The following is a 17779-nucleotide window of genomic DNA, read 5'->3' on the forward strand; positions in this document are numbered from 1 at the left end:
TATAAAATTTTAAGAGTTTAAACAGAAGATTATCCTGTGGATAACTTTGAGGATAACTGTGTGGAAAATGAGCAAATTCACGTGTCTCAGCAATCAGCCCATTTAATGGCCTGGATTGACTATCTATGTCAGCCACCATTCAGTTCGGCGACTTTTGATGCTGCCGCAAAATTGCTGATTCAGCAGCTCCTTGAGGCGATGCAGGAGGGTAATAGTTGTATTCCGGCCAGTGCCGAGCAAACAGCTCTATTGCATCATCTGGTGCTGGATCGGAGTCAGCAGGCTCAGGGTATTGCACCCTTTATTTTTGAAAACCAGCAATTGTATTTATACCGCTACTGGCAGCTGGAGCAGGCGGTCGCCACCCAGATCGCCCGGATCAAGTCACAAGCCATCACGCCAGTAAATTTAAGTGAGCGTGATCATAACCTCCTGACAGATCCACAGCAAAAGCAAGCGCTGGAAATGGTCGCTAAGCAGGGACTGAATATTATTACTGGTGGGCCAGGAACAGGTAAAACCTATACCTTGGCACATATGATTGCGGTACTGCATGAAGCCTTACCCAATATCCGGATTGCGATGGCCGCTCCGACGGGTAAAGCGGCGCAGCGGATGCAGGAAGCCTTGCAGAAAGCTTTACATAGTGAAAAATTACAAGCTTTTGAGCTGGAGACTTTAAAGCAGGTTCAACCTGTTACTTTGCACCGCTTACTGGGCTTGGGGCGGTTGGGACGCTCCCGGTTTCATGCCAAGCAGCCTTTGCCTTATGATGTGATCGTGGTCGATGAAGCATCCATGCTGGACTTAAGCCTGTCACAGATGCTCCTTGCTGCAGTGCCAGATTCAGCCCGCTTAATTCTGTTAGGCGATGCAGACCAACTGGCCTCGGTGGATGTCGGCACTGTACTGGCAGACTTGCAGCAGACTTCTGTTCTGGCAGATAACCGGGTCAATTTAATCACGACGCGCCGTTTTGCCTCAGGCGCCCGAATTGGTGCGATGGCATACTTTATCCAGCAGGAGCATGTTCCAGCATCAGTTTTAAACCAGTTTGAACAGCAAGTGGTTGCTGCGAGTGAGCTGCAAGTAATTGCACTGGACCAGGTAGAGATTGACCAGCTGCAACTGCAATATCTGCCAGAAATAAACCCAACTACAGGTCTCCAATTAGACCCATATTATGATCAACTGATGTATGGCTATCAGGCTTATGCGGACGCGATCAAACAGGCTCAGGATCAGACTGATTTCGAGCAATATGTGCAGCAGGCAATTCAGCACTTTGATCATTACCGGATTCTCACCGCAATCCGGCATGGTGATCTGGGTTTGAATAAAATCAATCAGCAGATTGAACAGCGTTTTCTGGCCAGTGTAGGCAAGTTAAAACAGGGCGACTGGTATACCGGCCGACCAGTGATGATGACTTATAACGATTATCAGCTGGGTCTGTCCAATGGTGATATTGGAATCTGTTTCTGGAGAGAACAAGAAGGACAATCACAATTTGAAGTATATTTCCCGAGTCTGGAAAAATGGGTGCTGGCGACACGCCTGCCAAAAAGTATAGAAACAGCTTTTGCTTTGACGATTCATAAATCGCAAGGTTCAGAATTTACTCATACGGCTGTAGTACTTGATCAACAAGCCAAAAATTTACTGAGTAAGGAACTGATTTATACAGCGATTACTCGAGCTAAAAAAGTCGTGAGCTTGCTGGTAGATCGTGATGCTTTTACACAAGCGCTATGTGTAAGAACCACACGAATGAGTGGTTTAAGCAAAAAAATACTTGAACAATGTAACAATGTATTGGCAAAAAATAAATAACTTTTGTAGGTAAATGCTTACATGGATTCAGGAAATTGGCGCATGGAGCTTTTAATCGGTTTTTGAGAAGATTGGTCACACAAAAGAACTCAACACGGAAAGTTGGGTATAAATCGCATAATAAGAACAAGAATGTCACCAGACAGCGAACTTACAGTGAAGTAAGTGAAAGAGGAAGCTTACAGCCGCTAAGCCTTGTAGTTTTGGGAGAGACTACAAGGCTTTTTTATATCTGCCGTTAATAGAATTTTGCCGTAATCTTATAGAACGATAAAATTGGCAGAATAAGTAAATTTAAGTAAATAGCGTAATTAAAAGATATATAAGTGTAATATTTTGCAAATTTCGATGATAATTTTGTACGTAATGGCTTACAGCCAGTGAGGATAAATGCCTCTATGAGCATTTCGACAATATGGCAAAATCTACCACACAAGGAAGTTATTTTTAGTCAGGAAGATTTGAAAATAATAAAGCGTAAAACGCACTAAAAAAACAATAAATAAAAAATGATAATAGAAGAAACTACAGCGCGAAAAAGCCCGAGTTTACTCGGGCTTTTTTTTATCATTTATTTCTAAGCGCGACCAGAAATATTTTAAATATAAAAAGATCAGTTAATTTCTGCAGTTATCTAAACAGCTACTCATAAGCCAGATCAAGTCCAATTCCTGAAATTATGTGTAAATTGAACCATATGGAATTTATTCATATCAGTAAATAAGCCAAGGCAGCTGGCAGCCAATACCATCAAAATTCATGATCTATTTTTGCAATCTGACGCAATTTCCCTTAAAATATGCAACTTGCTGTAGTGATGCACGGCAGTCAATGTATTGAATTCTCATTACTTTGATTTTTATCAAGATATATAAGCATCTCGGAGAAATCGAATGGCTTTAACAAACGCAGATCGCGCAGAGATCATTGCTAAATTTGCTCGCGCTGAAAACGACACTGGTTCACCAGAAGTTCAAGTAGCTCTTTTAACTGCTCAAATCAATGACTTACAAGGTCACTTCAAAGAGCACAAACACGACCACCATAGCCGTCGCGGTCTGATCCGTATGGTTAACCAACGTCGTAAGCTTCTTGACTACCTAAATGGTAAAGACCACGGTCGTTATGTTGCATTGATCGGTGCTTTAGGTTTACGTCGTTAATTCGATTTAAACTTTATTTTCGGGTTTATTGCATGCCTTGTGCTTTATTACTGAAAACTAAAGTCGGTTTAGCCTTTGGCTAGATCAGGGGAAGGGGCGAATGTTCGCTCCTTCTTTGTGTTTAAAAATAGTGTTTATTTCTGGTGAGGTCGGCTTCTAAGCTTTGTCATTTACCCGTGCATTTGGACGTGAATGCCAAACCTTAGGGGTCTCCACTAGAATAAAATCAGGAAAAAATAAAACATGTCGATGTTTAATATTGTTCGTAAAGAATTCCAATTTGGCCAACATCAGGTTGTCCTAGAAACAGGTCGTGTTGCGCGTCAAGCCAATACCGTATTGATTACCATGGGCGGCGTAACTGTATTAGTTGCTGTTGTTGCTCAACCCACTGCTAAAGCAGGTCAAGACTTTTTCCCGCTGACTGTTAATTATCAAGAAAAACAATACGCAGCTGGCCGTATTCCTGGTGGTTACGGTAAACGTGAAGGCCGTGCATCTGAAGCTGAAACGCTGATTTCACGTCTGATCGACCGTCCAATTCGTCCATTGTTCCCAGAAGGTTACTATAACGAAATCCAGGTGACTGCGACTGTTGTGTCTTCTGACAAGACTATGGAAGCTGACATTGCAGCAATGCTGGGTACTTCTGCAGCACTTGCGATTGCAGGTACACCATTCCGTGGTCCAATCGGTGCGGCACGTGTGGGTCTGATCAACGGTGAATACGTTCTAAACCCAAGCTTTGAACAATTGAAGGAAAGTGATCTTGATCTTGTCGTTGCAGGTACGGAATCTGCAGTACTGATGGTTGAATCGGAAGCGAAAGAACTTTCGGAAGACCAAATGCTGGGTGCAGTATTGTTCGGTCATGATGAAATGCAAATCGCGATCCAAGCAATCAAAGAATTCGCGACTGCAGCTGGTGCGAAAGAATCAACTTGGGTTGCACCTGAGAAAAACGAAGACCTTCGTGCAAAACTGAAAGAAGCATTCGAAGCGAAAATCTCTGAAGCATATACCGTTGCGGTGAAACAAGACCGTTATGCAGCACTTGATGCACTTCAAGCAGAAGCGCTAGCTCAGTTCGTTCCAGAAGGCGACGAAACTGGTCTTGCTGATGACGTAAACGAATTATTTGAAGATCTTAAATACCGTACCGTACGTGACAACATCCTGTCTGGTAAACCACGTATTGACGGTCGTGATACTAAAACTGTTCGTGCCCTTGATGTACAGGTTGGCGTATTAGAGCGTGCTCATGGTTCTGCATTATTCACACGTGGTGAAACTCAGGCATTGGTCACTACTACTCTGGGTAATACTCGTGATGCGTTGATGGTAGATACCCTGGCTGGTACCAAAACTGATAACTTCATGCTTCACTACAACTTCCCTGCATACTCTGTAGGTGAAACAGGTCGTGAATCTGGTCCTAAACGTCGTGAAATCGGTCACGGCCGTCTAGCTCGTCGTGGTGTTCAAGCCGTGCTTCCAGCAGCTGACCGCTTCCCGTACGTAATCCGTATCGTATCTGACATCACTGAATCTAATGGTTCATCTTCAATGGCGTCTGTATGTGGTGCTTCTCTATCATTGATGGATGCCGGTGTTCCACTTAAAGCACCAGTTGCGGGTATTGCAATGGGTCTGGTGAAAGAAGGCGAACGTTTCGCAGTTCTTTCTGACATCCTGGGTGACGAAGACCATCTTGGTGATATGGACTTTAAAGTAGCGGGTTCTGCTAACGGTATTACTGCGCTACAAATGGACATCAAGATTGAAGGTATCACCGAAGAGATCATGGAAGTTGCATTGAACCAGGCTTATGCAGGTCGTATGCACATCCTGAATGCAATGAACCAAGTGATTTCACGTGCTCGTCCAGAAATTTCTATGCACGCACCAACTTTCCAAGTGATCAACATCAACCCTGACAAGATCCGTGACGTGATTGGTAAAGGTGGTGCAACGATTCGTCAAATCACTGAAGAAACTAAAGCTGCGATTGACATCGAAGATAACGGTACAGTACGCGTATTTGGTGAAACTAAAGCTGCTGCACAAGCTGCGATTGCAAAAATCCAAGCGCTGACTGCTGAAGTTGAGCCAGGTACCATCTACACAGGTAAAGTGATTCGTATCGTTGAATTCGGTGCGTTCGTGAACATTCTGCCGGGTACTGACGGTCTGCTTCACATTTCTCAAATCTCTAACGAACGTATTGCCAACGTGGCTGACGTATTGAAAGAAGGTCAGGAAGTGAAAGTACAAGTTGCTGACGTTGATAACCGTGGTCGTATTAAATTGACAATGAAAGACATCGAACAAGCATAATTCGATGACTTTTTAAGTCTGAAAAAGCCCGCATCATGCGGGCTTTTTTATTTGGACAGATTCTTTATTTAAGAGCCAAGTAAGCGTCCGCTGAACCCCATGTCTATTTTTTAATTTGAGTTGGATTTCCAGCGGTGTGGTAGCAATTCTTCTATTTGGGTCACTTTATGGGTCGGCAATCTTTTCAGCACATCACTTAAATAGGCATACGGATCCAACCCATTCAGCTTTGCTGACTGGATTAAAGTCATGATGTTTGCCGCTCGCTGACCACTACGCAGCGAACCTGCAAATAACCAGTTCTTACGTCCCAACGCCCAAGGCCGCACTTGGTTTTCCACCCAATTATTGCAAATCGGTAGATTGCCATCATCCAGATAGCGGCTTAAAGCTGGCCAACGCTTCAGAGTGTAATTGATGGCCTTGGCGGTTGGAGAACTCGATGGCACCGTCAGTTGATGCTGGTTGAGCCATTCATACAGTTGTTGCATCACCGGTTGGCTATGCTGTTGTCGGTATTCGCGGCGGTGTTCTGCTGTACTATCGGTCTTTTTCCTGAGTTCTGCTTCTATCGCATACAGTTTCTGAATCAGCACTAATGCCTGTTCAGCGATCTGACTTTTCCCAGTCACATGTAGCTCATGGAATTTACGACGCGCATGCGCCATGCAGCCCACCTCAATGACATCGCCTGATTTAAAGCGTGCTTTATAACCACTGTAATCATCACAGACCAGATGGCCCTGCCAGCCATTCAGGAACTCTTCTGCATGCTGACCTGAACGGCTATCCTGAAAGTCATAGATCACCGCTTGAACTGGATTGTACTGTGTAGTGGCATAGGCCCAGACATAACCTTTCTTCGGTTTTTTCTCATCATCACCCATCCGCATGATGGTGACTGGTGTTTCATCGGCATGGATCACCCGCTGTTGCAGCACCACCTGTTTTAAGGCATTGGCCAGAGGTTCCAGTTCTACACCGCAGCGACCAATCCAGTCAGATAACGTGGATCTGGACAGATCAATGCCCGCCCGCTGATAGATCAGGCGCTGACGGTACAGCGGCAAATGATCGGCATACTTCGATACCAGCACATGGCTGAGCAGTTCAGGACTGGCAATACCTTTATCAATCACATAGGCGGGCATCGCTTGCTGAGTCAGGGTGTCACACTGATCACAGACCCATTTGCCACGTACATGCTGTTCCTTATAGAACTGTGCCGGTCTGAAATGCAGTTTTTCACTGATATCTTCGCCGATACGACGTAACTGGCAGCCACAACTGCATTGGGTTGATGCAGGTTCATGCTCAATACGGATGGTGTGTAGATGATCGGGCAGCAGTCGACGTTTAGGTTTGTTGACTGTGGCTTTGTGTGTCGCTGCATCAGTTTTATCTGCATTCAGCCGTTCCAGTTCCAGATCAACAGCGGCAATATCTTCTTCGACCGCTTCATCCCAGAGATGGATTTGTTTTGCGGTGAGATGTTCGTTTTTACTGTCGAATTTGTGCTTTTTAAACAGCGCAAGTTCATGCTCGTATTTTTGATTGAGAATGGAAAGATGCTGAACTTTGGCATCTAATTGCAGATTGGATACTTCAAGATGCTGAACTTTGGCATCTAATTGCTGGTTTGATTGTGCCAGAGACTGATGTTGCATTGCCAACTGTCTAGTAAATTCCAGCAGTTGTTCATGGGTCAGTTGGCTTAAATCAGGCAGTGTATTCATGACCGCAGTATGCCTGAGGTCATGAGAAGAATGAAATAGAACGTTTGGAGAATAGCAACTTGGACCAAGCTAGTTTAGAGCATTGTGACCACTTGCTGTCGTCCAATGCGCTGCCAAGGCAAACCCTGGATCAGTGCCTGTAACTGTTCTGGGCTGAGGGCTACGCTTTCACCCTGGTGAACTTTAGCCCAGTGAAATTTTCCCTGTTCCAACCGCCGAGCACACAGCCAGATCCCCAGTCCATCATGTACCAGCACTTTCATGCGATGGCCACGTTTATTACAGAACAGGTAAGCACAATGCGGTTTGATGTAGCCAAAGGCTCTCACCACCTGAGCCATGGCCGTATCCATACCTGCACGCATGTCCATGGGCTGAGTAGACAACCAGATTTCATCGATACGGATCATGTTGTAAGTGCCTTGAGTAATTTTGCTAAAGCAGACATTTCTGATACTTGCCATTTCAAGCCAATTTCTGCTTTTGAGTGGGGTAAAGTAATTTGAACCGTTAACATGCCAGTAGAAATAGGATCTAATGGTGCAGAGCAAGATAAGGCAATAAATGCAGGTTTATTCGGTAGTAGTGAGCGATCATTCCCTGGCTTAGCATCAATTAAGCGAATCCATTTGGATACAAGATTTGTATTCAATCCATGTTGCAAAGCGACCGAAGCAATTGAAACCTCCGATGCTTTACACGCCTGAACGATCTGCTGTTTAAATTCAGCACTATATGTTCTTCGTTTTATCGTAAGAGATGCGATGGATGTCTGGTTATTTGTAGTCATAAATTTAAGTTCCCACTTGTTTTTAAGTGAGGACTAAATTAAGGCTTATAGGACGAATTCATAAGGTGTGTTCAGCGGACGCTTACAGAGCCAAGATCATTTAATAATCACATTTTAAGTAAAACGGATGATTAAGCCTTGTATTGAAACACTCTTGGTTGAGAAAGCTGTTCTCATTCAGGTAAGCGGATCGGCTTCAGAATTTTTTAACATGCGATAAATCTCGTCTTTTAATTTCAGTTTTTTGCGTTTAATCGCATCGATATCATCATTGATATGATTGACTGGATCGAGTTCAAGCTGGCTAATCTGTTTGTCCAATTCACTATGTTCCTCAAACAGTCGGGCAAAGTACGGATTTTCCTCACGTAATTGCACAATTAAATCACGGTATTCTGGGAACATATATTTGATCTTTTTATTGCAGTCTTTGGTTTTCATAGGGATATTTATCACTCAAAAAATAAAAGAAAAAAGCAAAATATGCCCTAGTCCGCATTGATTTAACTCAAGCAGACCGGACATTAAAAGACATTACTTGAAATGCAGATGTTTCACCTCGCGACGTAATTCCTGCACTTCATCAATGAGATCCAGCATCATGGCAACGGCACTAAAGGAAGCATCAAAATCACGCTGCAAACGGTAAGCCCGTTGTGCTCGAGTAATATCTTCCCCGAGGAAGGTACCAGGATGCGTTTTAGAACGGTTCGGCAAAATTCCATGTTCAATGAGTTGCATCACCCATTCCGGACTTTGGCCACATGCTTCAGAAAAGTGGAACAAATCAAAGGTACGATCATCCATGATTTCAGAGGGGATATAACCGTTGGAAAAGTTTTCTCTATATTGAATTGTAGTCATAGCTCTACTCCTTAAACAGCCAGGCTTGAGACATTCAGAAAGGAAGGTCGTCCTGAAGTAGGGGAATGCCATAATATTTTATGGCCGCTGCGCTGTGCCCTAACGGTATGGGATGCTATTTGAACCAGCATCCTACCTAGAAGAGGAACTCTTATCCTATGGAAATCCTGCTTGAACCTGAACAGCTCAGTCTGAGCAGGGAAACAAAGATCTAGGCGGGCATCTGTTTTTATAGTTTTATCTGTCATTTGCAAACCATCCGTTGTTTGCAACACACATTTACCCATGCCGATCAATTGAGGAATACATGTTGCATGGATACTCTGTTCCAGAGTCCGTAGCAGATTGAATTGCAGCTGAAGATAGATCATTGTGTGAATAAAAAATAACCGTCTTCGATTCATTATTATGAGTTTGGGCTAAGGGAAACAGTTTTTATTTGTACTTAATTGTTTCAAATCATAACCATTAAAAAAGCCCCTGAAACAGGGGCATGGAAAACTGAAAAAAATTAGTATTTTATCCAGGTAACACTGCGTCCGATAACCGAAACGCCTACATAACCACGCAGGGTCAGGCGTTTGCCATTGGCGCTTAAACGTGCTTTACCTTTGTAAACTTTACCGCTGATTGGATCAAGTACCTTGCCATCATGGAATTCGCGAGGTTTTTTTGGGTCTGCCTTAAAATCCCAGATAAATGGCAAGCCAATAAATGGTTTATTCTTAAGCTGTCCTGGACATTTGCTACAGATTCCCAGTTTTTCTGCACCTGGCAGGCTGCGGGTTTCTACGATAATTCCCTCATAGCTACCATCTGGTTTTTTGCGGATTTCGACATCAGCACGAGAATAACCGGATTGATCATCGATAGTCTTCCATTTCCCCAGTAGTGGATCTTCAGAAGCAAGGCTTAAACCTGCTACTGTTGCCAATGTGATCCCCATCATTAAGCGACTTAAAATTTTCTTCATAACATGCCTGTTGATCAATGATTATTCATATTAGACTTATTACTCTAATTTATTTATAAATTGTAACAAAATCAATAGTATAAATTGTGATGAGATTGGCATAAAATTAATGAATACATGTGAATTATCACATGAGATAAAAATAAAAAAGCTCCTTAGGAGCTTTTTTTCTTAATAGTCTGAATTCGAAACTAGTTTTTAATCCAGGTCATATTGCGTCCGACCGTTGCACCTTCAGCGCGGCTATGAATGGCGAGATGCCTGCCATTATTTTTCAGGCGGGCACGGGCCTGATAAAGCTGACCAGAAGCCGGGTCGAGCAGAGTGCCGTTGATAAATTCATTGCTATGGTCGGGATGACTACTCAATCCCTTGAGCATCGTCAGTCCAATGAGAGGCTGATCTTTCAATGCGCCTTTGCATAGAGTGCAAGTCTGCTGTCGAGCTGCCCCAGGAATCTCACGAACATACACAATTTTGGCAATATAGCGGTTCTGGGCATCCTTACTAATTACCACATCTGCCAAGGAATAACCGGTACGGTCATCAATGGTTTTCCAGTGGCCAAGTAATGGGTCACTGTTGGCGAAAGCAGATAGACTGATGGTGCTTGCTGCTGTAAGAATGATAGAACAAAGCAGTTTGAATCTCATTGCCACATTACCCCATGTTATTGAAAATATATTTAATTTCTTAAAGTCATAAAAAAATTATGGGATTAATATAACGTGAAAAATACACTAAATACCAGTCAATCATCACATTAAATTAAGAAAAATGAATATGAGTTAAAAATTACGTTCATTCATCCTAATGAGAGGGGGGAATATTTTCGTGATAAGGAATGGAATAAAGATAATGATTTTAAGCTGTCCAAGCCTTTGATCTGGTCAGACAGCTTACAGATGAGAATTTATAAAAAAATGAGGTTTATTCGACTTTCACCCAGGACACTGTACGTCCGAGCATGGGTGTACCTACATAGCCACGAAGCGTCAGCACATTGCCTCGGGAATTCAGCGTTGCCTTGCTTTTATAGACATTGCCGGTTAGTGGATCGAGAATTGAACCATTAACGAATTCATTTTTCTTTTCTGGATTTGGCTTTAGACCTGATAAGACAGAGAGACCCAGAATAGGTACATCTTTCAGTGCCTCCTTACATTTAGAGCAATGGGTATGTGCAGGACGATTTGGAATGGCATGGATACGAATGACTTTACCTTGGTAGGTACCATCATTGAGTTTACTGATTTCAACATCAGCACGCGCATAGCCCGTTTTGTCATCAATGGCTTTCCATGTGCCCGTGATTTCGGCTGCATAGCTGAAGCTCTGCACAGCACATAACATCACACCCATTAAATATCGAAATTTCATTTAAAATATTCCACTTATTTTTTTGATTTTTTTTACTTTGAAAATACCGTTGATCTTCTGATTCTATCGGTGTGCAAATTTTAATCATGGGGCAAGCTTGAAATTAAGTACATTTGTCTTTTTTATGAGAAATTTTGGTCAATATTTTATGAAAATATAAAATGAAAAAAGCACTCAATATTGAGTGCTTTTTTGAGTCGAACAGGGGCTGTTATTAACTGAGGTGTTCGCCAAACAGGCTCAAAGCTTCTTCAGCCGTAAAAATATAACGGCTATTACAGAACTGACAGTCCATCTCAATTGGATTCTGGAATTCTAAAGTTTCACGAACCGATTCTACACCAATCTGCTGTAAGGCAATCGCACAACGTTCTTTAGAACAGGTACAGCCAAACTGTAAATGTTCTACTTCTGGTAAGCGCACTTCTTCTTCGTTATATAAACGATAGAGAATTTCATTGGCCTCCAGAGTGACCAGTTCTTCTGTTTTTAATGTTTCAGTCAGCATAGTCAGACGTGGCCATAAGTCTTCATCGACACGGCGTTGTTCTTCTTCACTGTTACGCGGTAGCAATTGAATCAGCAAACCACCTGCACGGTTGTTGTCACTGGCCAGCACGATACGTGTCGGAATCTGGGCAGACAGGTCATAATATTGCATCAGACAGCCAGCCAAATTTTCCTGATCAAGCGGAACAATACCTTGATAACGTTCACCAAATTCAGGCTCGATATTGATAAACAGCACTGGATTAGTCAGTGATTTTAAAACTGTGCTGCTATCTTCTGCTGCCTGAAAATGTGGATCTTCTTCATAATCCGCCAGTGCACGTACTTCACCGCGATGGTTACATTCAGCCATTGCCCATTTAAATGTGCCTGAAGCCTGAATTTGCAGGCTGATACGCCCTTTAATCTTCAAGGTACTGGCTAATAGTGCAGTGGCACTCAGCATTTCACCTAACAGGATTTTTACTGCAGGCGCATAATCACGCTGGGCCAAAATTGTTTGTAAAGCTTCTTCAAGATGCACCACTTCACCACGAACAGGGCTATCTTCAATAAAAAAGCGTTGGCGTAAATCAGACATAAAATTCTCCATAACCCTGCTTTAATGGTGGCATTATTGTAAAACACAAGTTATGCCAGATCATCTCTTATGACATCAATTCCTGAAGCGTTGTTGTCCTGTTGCGTGTCCGTATCCTGTTCCGATACTTTTTTTAGCTGATCCTGAGCAAAAAGATGCTCCAGTTCTGCCAGTGTATTCCTTGAGCCTGCGGAATTAAACGGGCTCTCCGTATCCGGATGAAATTGACTATTGAGCAGGTTTTCATCGTGAGTATGAAACTCATGGATCTTTTGTTGCACCTGTTCTTCAGACAACCCACTCAGCTGACCTAGCAGACCCTGACTTAGTTCTAGTGCAGAAGCATAGGTTTCTCGCCAGATTCGTTCCACGCCCAGCTCCTGAAGTAAATGGACATGATGCCGGTCACGTGCCCGTACCCATAAAGACATATCAGGATAATTTAATCTCAGATGTCGGACGGTCAGCAGCGAATCTTCAATATCATCAATGGCGACAATCACATGCTGAACCGTATCCAGATGTGCCTGAGCTAAAGCCTCTGGCTCAGTTGCATTAGCCTGATAGAAGGTAATACCGTAAGAGGTTAGCAATTCAGTTGCTTCGATATTGCTGTCCATTACACTGAATTTTTGCTGCTGTTGCAGAAAAATACGGGCAATGATCTGGCCAAAACGGCCAAAACCGATTAATAAAATTGGTGCAGTATTTGGTGGAAGGCTTTCAATATCAAAGGTCGCTGCCAAATGATTTTGCCGATCCAGTCGTGGCAAAATTTGGTTATGCAATAACCAGTAAAATGCCGGTGTGAGTAGCATGGATATACTTGCCATCCACATCAATGGGGAGAGCCGGGTTGGAGTGATAATCTGCTGCGAAAGTGCAATGATGAGTGCCAGAAAAGCGAATTCACCACTTTGTGCCACACTGGCAGCCAGTAGCGTACTGTTGCGCCAGCTATGCTGATAATAACGTGCCAATCCTAAGGTAATCGCAAATTTAATCAGGATCAGCGAAAGTGTTCCAGCAATAATCAATCCAGGTTGCGTTAGTACATCGGCAAACTGCAATGACATGCCCAGACTGATGAAGGCTAGCCCAATCAATAATCCACTAAAAGGCTGCAGACTCTTTTCAATCGAAATCCGGAAATCAGAATCTGCTAGTAACATACCGGAAAATAATGCCGCCAGGTACAGATTCAGTCCCAGCGTATCCATCAGGACTAGTAAGCCCAGGAAAATGACAATAGCAACAATGCTGTGCAATTCATGACGACCACTTTTGGCAATCCAGCGATAAAGCGGCTGCATGAAATAGCGGTTACATAGAAATAAGCCAGTAAAGGTAGCCATCATGGCAGCAAAATAAGCTATGCCATGTTCTGTTGAACTGACGCCTGCAAAGAGCGGAATTGCTGCAATGACAGGAATTGCAATCAGTGCATGAATCAGGGTGTTGGCATAAGCGGATTGACCATAACTGGTCGCCAGTTGTTGCTGATTGTTTAAAAACTGCGTGACCAACGTCATGGCAGAGAGGCTGCCTGCCAGTCCGATAACAATACTGGAAACCAGATTATGATCGAGAAAGAACCAGGCCAGCAGGCCAAAAATCAGGGTCGTGCTCAGTACCTGTAAAATGGCCATAAACCACAGGGATTGTCTAAGCTGAAGAATTCGTTGTGGTCTGAGTTGTAGACCAATCCAGAACATTAGGGCCAACAGGCTGATTTGAATAAAAGTCTGCATCACCTCAGGAGCAGAGATCAGTGCTAAGGCACTCGGCCCAATGATTAAACCTGTCAGTAAATAGCCCAGCACTGTTGGCAGTCTGAGTTTATAGCTCAGTGGCACCATTAATAGTGCAATCACCAGAACCAGCGCTATTTGTAACAGTATCGACATTTTTCCGCCTTAAATTTTATTTTCATCCAGTCTTAAAGTTGAGCCTTTCTCAAATGAAGATGGGCTCAATATTTTTAGCTGAGTTCTTGTGGATCGATATCCAGTGTCAGCTTCATATTGGATGGCTTATCTTGTAACAGGTTTTGCCACCAGCTACGGACATAATAATGCAAACGGGCACGGTCTGCGGACAATAGCACCATATGGGATTGATAGCGTCCGGCCTTGCGTTCCATCGGAGCAGGAATAGGACCCCAGATGTCCAGCACCAGATCGGGATATTGCCTGAGCAGAGCAGCATGTTTCTGTAAGAATTCGGTATTTTGTGCCTGATCTTTGGATTCACAGCGAATCAGCACGGCATAACGGAAAGGAGGCATCTGGGCGATTTGCCGTTCGGTCAAAGTCTGCTTGGCAAAGGCACGGTAATTTTCAGTGACTAAGGTATTCAGCAGCGCATGATCAGGTCTTAGGGTCTGTAAATATACATCCCCTTTATGTTCCCCACGTCCTGCACGACCTGCGACCTGTACGATCAATTGTGCTGTACGTTCTGTGGCCCGAAAATCGACACTGAGAAGACCAGAATCGATATCCAAAATTGCAACCAACGTGACATAAGGAAAATGATGGCCTTTGGCGAGCATCTGCGTGCCGAGCAGAATCGCAGGCTCACTTTTCTGAATCTTGTCATAGATCTTTTGCCAACTACTGACCCGGCTGGTCGAGTCGCGATCGACCCGGATCACTTCAAAATCTGGAAAAAGCTCATTCAGATGTTCTTCAACTTTTCCAGTCCCCATACCTAAAGTGGCCAGCTCCTGATGCTGGTATTGCGGACACTGTTCAGGCATACGATGAATGGTGCCACAATGATGACAATGCAGATGCTGATAAGGTTGCCGGTGTACAGTGAAATTGGCATCACAGTTCGGACACTGCGCCTGCCAGCCACAACTGCCACAAATCAGTACGGGCGCATAACCACGACGATTCAGAAAAATGAGTACCTGTTCTTTTTTAGCCAGGCGCTTTTTAATTTCTTCAATCAGATGCAGGCTGATGCCATGCTGCTTTGGCGCTACCTTTAAATCTAGAATATGGATTTTCGGCATTAGCGCTGTACCCGCGCGTTGATTCAGTTCCAGCACCTGCATTTTGCCTTGCTGCACCAGCGCATAGCTGTCAATGCTGGGGGTGGCCGAACCCAAGAGGACTGGACATTGCTGCAAATGTCCCCGGTACAATGCCACATCACGGGCATGATAGCGAAAGCCTTCCTGCTGTTTAAAAGACAGGTCATGTTCTTCATCCAGAATGATCAGGCCTAGATTCGGCATCGGTGTATAAATCGCAGAACGGGTGCCAAGTACAATGGACGCTTTACCGGTTTCAGCGGCTTGCCAGGCTTGTAAGCGTTTACTGTCATTCAGGCCAGAGTGAAGCAGGGCGATATGACAATGGAAGCGGGATTGAAAGCGGCTAATGGTTTGTGGCGTCAGTCCGATTTCAGGCACCAGTACCAGCACCTGCTTGCCCTGTTTGAGTACCTGTTCCATGATCTGAAGATAGACTTCAGTTTTGCCACTGCCAGTCAGGCCATCGAGTAAAAAGGCCTGATATTGCTTGCGGTATTTCAGCACTTGCTGAATCGCATGCTTTTGTTCCGCATTGGCCGTTAATGGCATCTGGGCCAGTTGTACAGGTTGCGGGCTAAAATCCTGTGCTTCCAGTACACATTCGCAAATCCCTTTTTTTTCGAGTGCTTTTAAAGTCGCTGTTTCTATTCCGGCCAGATTTAAGAGATTCTCAGTTGTTCCCACCGGATGCAGTTTTAGAATCCGATAAGCTTCCTGTTGCCTCTCGGAACGGCGAACTTTGGCTTCAGCCTCATGATCCAGCAATTTCCAGTTTCGGGCCAGCAGGTTATAAGGTTTGCCCTGACGCAATAAGGTCGGCAAGGCAGTCTGGATCACTTCCCCAATGGGAAACTGGTAATACTGTGCTGACCAGGTCAATACACTTAAAACTTGGGAATTGATAATGGCACGGTCATCTAAAAGCTCGGTAATGGCTTTCAGTTTGAAACTGGGATCAATCGGAGCATCTAGCGGTAATTTTTCAGTAATTACGCCGACCAGATTTTGCCGGCCAAAAGAAACCGCGACTCGGGCACCCACTTCTGCCTGCTGATATTGTTCCTGACTCAAGCTATAGTCAAAACAGTCAAACAGATGCACCGGCACTGCAACACGAACACGATAAACAGGGGCAGTAACGGGAACAGAATTTGGCATAGTAACAGAGTGGGTCCTGATGAAATTTCGTCGTGCTCAAAGTTCAGTTATGTTAGAGTGAGCAGATAATTTATATTGAAGAATATGAATGATTTTGATGGTCTGACGCAACAGCGTTAAGCAAAATTTTGGAAAATTAGAGCATTACAATGCCTGCATATCAGTTTACTGCGCTTGACGCTTCAGGGAAGCAGCAAAAAGGCGTGCTTGAGGGGGATTCAGCACGACAAATCCGGCAACAGCTTCGGGATCAGGCGCTGATTCCGGTCTCTGTAGATCCAGTTGAGAAAAAAGACCAGCACTACCGTCGCAAATGGTTTGAAAAAAGCATTACTGCTTATGATTTGGCTCTTATGACCCGACAACTCTCGGTACTGGTCGCTGCCGCAATTCCGCTGGAAGAAGCTATTCGCGCCGTCGGCAAGCAGAGCGAAAAAGTTCATGTGCAAAATCTGCTGATGTCAGTACGTTCTAAAGTGCTGGAAGGACATAGCTTGGCTCAGGCGCTACAACAGTCTGGACGTTTTCCAGAGCTGTATATTGCCACTATTGCGGCTGGTGAACGTTCTGGTCACTTGGACCTGATCTTGGATCAGTTAGCTGACTATACCGAAAACCGCTTCGCCATGCAGAAAAAGATTCAAGGGGCGATGATCTATCCGATTATTTTGCTCTTGATGTCTTTTGCAATTGTGATGGGTCTGATGACCTATGTAGTACCGGATATCGTCAAGACCTTTGATCAAAGTAAAGATGCCTTGCCTTGGATTACAGTGACTTTAATGAAAGCCAGCGATTTTATCCGGATCGCGTGGCCATTTTTATTGATAGGGAGTGCGGTAGGTATTTTTCTTCTGGTACGGTTTTTAAGAACAACGGCTGGGCATTATGCTTTTGATCGCCTGACGCTGAAACTACCTTTATTCGGAAAATTATCACGTGGCATTAATGCTGCCCGTTTTGCCAGTACTCTATCGATTCTGACCCAGTCCGGTGTGCCATTGGTGGATGCCTTACGTATCGGGGCAGCGGTAAGTAATAACTGGGTGATTCGGGATTCGGTTAATCTGGCTGCTGAAAAAGTCACTGAAGGCGGGAACCTGGCTACCCAGCTGGAACGTAGTGGTTATTTCCCCCCGATGATGGTACAAATGATCAAAAGTGGTGAAGCCTCGGGGGAGCTGGATCGTATGCTGGAACGGGCATCGACCATGCAGGATCGGGAAGTGACCACGCTGATCTCGACATTACTCGCACTTCTAGAGCCGCTGATGCTGGTATTCATGGCCAGTATTGTGCTGGTAATTGTGATCGCAGTGATGCTGCCAATCGTGAATATGAATAATATGATTTAAATAACATGTGTAACGTCTACAAAGAATTGAAAGTGCCTGAAACTTTCTAAAGAT

15 protein-coding genes are annotated in these 17779 nt (G+C 44.1%); 4 read left to right on the plus strand and 11 right to left on the minus strand.

The genetic code is table 11. The annotated features are described in order from the left end of the window. Window positions 1-60: 60 nt before the first annotated feature. From recD to pnp, 3 genes are all read left to right on the plus strand, one after another. Window positions 61-1833: an exodeoxyribonuclease V subunit alpha gene (gene recD / locus FOC32_RS06025; RefSeq protein WP_034589873.1), complete on the plus strand. Its 1773-nt coding sequence runs from the start codon at window positions 61-63 to the stop codon at window positions 1831-1833. Between the two features lie 893 nt (window positions 1834-2726). After that, window positions 2727-2996, plus strand: a complete 270-nt coding sequence (rpsO, locus tag FOC32_RS06030; protein WP_004637724.1) for a 30S ribosomal protein S15 — start codon at window positions 2727-2729, stop codon at window positions 2994-2996. Between the two features lie 249 nt (window positions 2997-3245). Beyond that, window positions 3246-5333 (plus strand): polyribonucleotide nucleotidyltransferase, encoded by a 2088-nt coding sequence (gene pnp / locus FOC32_RS06035; RefSeq protein WP_171064785.1) that lies wholly within the window; start codon window positions 3246-3248, stop codon window positions 5331-5333. A gap of 110 nt (window positions 5334-5443) precedes the next feature. On the opposite strand, the gene tnpC is transcribed toward pnp, so the two are convergent. The 11 genes from tnpC to FOC32_RS06090 all read right to left on the minus strand — a co-directional run bounded on the left by tnpC (window position 5444) and on the right by FOC32_RS06090 (window position 16370). Further along, window positions 5444-7069 carry an IS66 family transposase gene (gene tnpC / locus FOC32_RS06040; RefSeq protein ID WP_005104480.1) on the minus strand — a complete coding sequence of 542 codons (1626 nt, stop codon included), beginning with the start codon at window positions 7067-7069 and terminating at the stop codon, window positions 5444-5446. A gap of 74 nt (window positions 7070-7143) precedes the next feature. Further along, window positions 7144-7479 (minus strand): IS66 family insertion sequence element accessory protein TnpB, encoded by a 336-nt coding sequence (gene tnpB / locus FOC32_RS06045; protein ID WP_004642106.1) that lies wholly within the window; start codon window positions 7477-7479, stop codon window positions 7144-7146. After that, window positions 7476-7859 carry an IS66-like element accessory protein TnpA gene (gene tnpA, locus FOC32_RS06050; RefSeq protein WP_005100737.1) on the minus strand — a complete coding sequence of 128 codons (384 nt, stop codon included), beginning with the start codon at window positions 7857-7859 and terminating at the stop codon, window positions 7476-7478. The genes tnpB and tnpA overlap by 4 nt, the downstream gene beginning before the upstream one ends. 177 nt (window positions 7860-8036) lie before the next feature. Then, window positions 8037-8300: a YdcH family protein gene (locus FOC32_RS06055; protein ID WP_004781728.1), complete on the minus strand. Its 264-nt coding sequence runs from the start codon at window positions 8298-8300 to the stop codon at window positions 8037-8039. A 93-nt stretch (window positions 8301-8393) separates the two neighbouring features. Beyond that, complete coding sequence (locus FOC32_RS06060; RefSeq protein ID WP_004781729.1) at window positions 8394-8723, minus strand: chaperone modulator CbpM; 330 nt, start codon at window positions 8721-8723, stop codon at window positions 8394-8396. 511 nt (window positions 8724-9234) lie between these two features. Further along, a complete protein-coding gene (locus FOC32_RS06065; protein WP_004781731.1) occupies window positions 9235-9696 on the minus strand; it encodes a DUF2147 domain-containing protein in 462 nt (153 codons plus the stop codon). A 191-nt stretch (window positions 9697-9887) separates the two neighbouring features. Further along, a complete protein-coding gene (locus tag FOC32_RS06070; RefSeq protein WP_004781732.1) occupies window positions 9888-10349 on the minus strand; it encodes a DUF2147 domain-containing protein in 462 nt (153 codons plus the stop codon). A 277-nt stretch (window positions 10350-10626) separates the two neighbouring features. Continuing rightward, window positions 10627-11076, minus strand: a complete 450-nt coding sequence (locus FOC32_RS06075; RefSeq protein WP_004781733.1) for a DUF2147 domain-containing protein — start codon at window positions 11074-11076, stop codon at window positions 10627-10629. Window positions 11077-11290: 214 nt separating this feature from the next. Next, window positions 11291-12166: an Hsp33 family molecular chaperone HslO gene (gene hslO, locus FOC32_RS06080; protein ID WP_004781734.1), complete on the minus strand. Its 876-nt coding sequence runs from the start codon at window positions 12164-12166 to the stop codon at window positions 11291-11293. Window positions 12167-12216: 50 nt separating this feature from the next. Further along, window positions 12217-14073: a cation:proton antiporter gene (locus FOC32_RS06085; protein ID WP_004781735.1), complete on the minus strand. Its 1857-nt coding sequence runs from the start codon at window positions 14071-14073 to the stop codon at window positions 12217-12219. 74 nt (window positions 14074-14147) lie between these two features. Continuing rightward, complete coding sequence (locus FOC32_RS06090; protein ID WP_175966637.1) at window positions 14148-16370, minus strand: primosomal protein N'; 2223 nt, start codon at window positions 16368-16370, stop codon at window positions 14148-14150. Window positions 16371-16519: 149 nt separating this feature from the next. On the opposite strand from FOC32_RS06090, the gene gspF reads away from it, so the two are divergent. After that, window positions 16520-17725 carry a type II secretion system inner membrane protein GspF gene (gspF, locus tag FOC32_RS06095; RefSeq protein WP_004781737.1) on the plus strand — a complete coding sequence of 402 codons (1206 nt, stop codon included), beginning with the start codon at window positions 16520-16522 and terminating at the stop codon, window positions 17723-17725. Window positions 17726-17779 lie beyond the last annotated feature (54 nt).

Source organism: Acinetobacter sp. FDAARGOS_724 (assembly GCF_013364475.1).
Taxonomy (GTDB): domain Bacteria; phylum Pseudomonadota; class Gammaproteobacteria; order Pseudomonadales; family Moraxellaceae; genus Acinetobacter; species Acinetobacter variabilis.

Bases quoted from the DNA above. Each gene is read 5' to 3' on its own strand.
- FOC32_RS06090 (WP_175966637.1), bottom strand. From the start codon at position 16,370: ATGCCAAATTCTGTTCCCGTTACTGCCCCTGTTTATCGTGTTCGTGTT.
- FOC32_RS06065 (WP_004781731.1), bottom strand. From the start codon at position 9,696: ATGAAGAAAATTTTAAGTCGCTTAATGATGGGGATCACATTGGCAACA.
- FOC32_RS06055 (WP_004781728.1), bottom strand. From the start codon at position 8,300: ATGAAAACCAAAGACTGCAATAAAAAGATCAAATATATGTTCCCAGAA.
- rpsO (WP_004637724.1), top strand. From the start codon at position 2,727: ATGGCTTTAACAAACGCAGATCGCGCAGAGATCATTGCTAAATTTGCT.
- gspF (WP_004781737.1), top strand. From the start codon at position 16,520: ATGCCTGCATATCAGTTTACTGCGCTTGACGCTTCAGGGAAGCAGCAA.
- FOC32_RS06075 (WP_004781733.1), bottom strand. From the start codon at position 11,076: ATGAAATTTCGATATTTAATGGGTGTGATGTTATGTGCTGTGCAGAGC.
- hslO (WP_004781734.1), bottom strand. From the start codon at position 12,166: ATGTCTGATTTACGCCAACGCTTTTTTATTGAAGATAGCCCTGTTCGT.
- FOC32_RS06060 (WP_004781729.1), bottom strand. From the start codon at position 8,723: ATGACTACAATTCAATATAGAGAAAACTTTTCCAACGGTTATATCCCC.
- tnpC (WP_005104480.1), bottom strand. From the start codon at position 7,069: ATGAATACACTGCCTGATTTAAGCCAACTGACCCATGAACAACTGCTG.
- pnp (WP_171064785.1), top strand. From the start codon at position 3,246: ATGTTTAATATTGTTCGTAAAGAATTCCAATTTGGCCAACATCAGGTT.
- FOC32_RS06085 (WP_004781735.1), bottom strand. From the start codon at position 14,073: ATGTCGATACTGTTACAAATAGCGCTGGTTCTGGTGATTGCACTATTA.
- tnpB (WP_004642106.1), bottom strand. From the start codon at position 7,479: ATGATCCGTATCGATGAAATCTGGTTGTCTACTCAGCCCATGGACATG.
- tnpA (WP_005100737.1), bottom strand. From the start codon at position 7,859: ATGACTACAAATAACCAGACATCCATCGCATCTCTTACGATAAAACGA.
- FOC32_RS06070 (WP_004781732.1), bottom strand. From the start codon at position 10,349: ATGAGATTCAAACTGCTTTGTTCTATCATTCTTACAGCAGCAAGCACC.